1 protein-coding gene is annotated in these 429 nt (G+C 69.5%); it reads left to right on the top strand.

Annotation, left to right across the window (positions count from 1 at the left end):
• Positions 1-75 precede the first annotated feature (75 nt).
• On the top strand, positions 76-429 hold a 354-nt coding region (locus RM812_RS42480; RefSeq protein ID WP_311586395.1), incomplete at its 3' end, for a PIG-L deacetylase family protein.

The following is a 429-nucleotide window of genomic DNA, read 5'->3' as shown; positions in this document are numbered from 1 at the left end:
CATCAGCTATGTCGTCGTCGAACACGACGGGCGCTGGCTGATCCGCTCCGCCCACAACACGCGGGTGAGCTAGCGGTGGCGGTGCGACCTTTTCCCGCCGATTGGCAGACCGCGCTGGTGTTGGTGCCGCACCCGGATGACCCCGAGTACGGGGTCGGCGCGGCGGTCGCGAAGTGGACCGCCGCGGGCAAGACCGTGCACTACGCGCTCGCGTCACGGGGCGAGGTCGGTATCGCCGGCATGCCTCCGGAGCAGGCCGGGCCGCTGCGGGAGGGGGAACAGCGTCGGTCGGCCGCCATCGTCGGGGTCGACGACGTGGCGTTCTGGGACTTTCCGGACAGCAACATCCGCGATACCCCTGAGCTGCGCGCGAAGATCGCGGAGGCCATCGTCGCGCTTCGGCCCGATGTGGTGATCACCATCTACAGC

The sequence above is a fragment of the Streptomyces lancefieldiae genome, from assembly GCF_031845825.1.
GTDB classification, from domain to species: Bacteria; Actinomycetota; Actinomycetes; order Streptomycetales; family Streptomycetaceae; genus Streptomyces; species Streptomyces lancefieldiae.
This window is presented reverse-complemented; position numbering and strand designations above follow the sequence as displayed.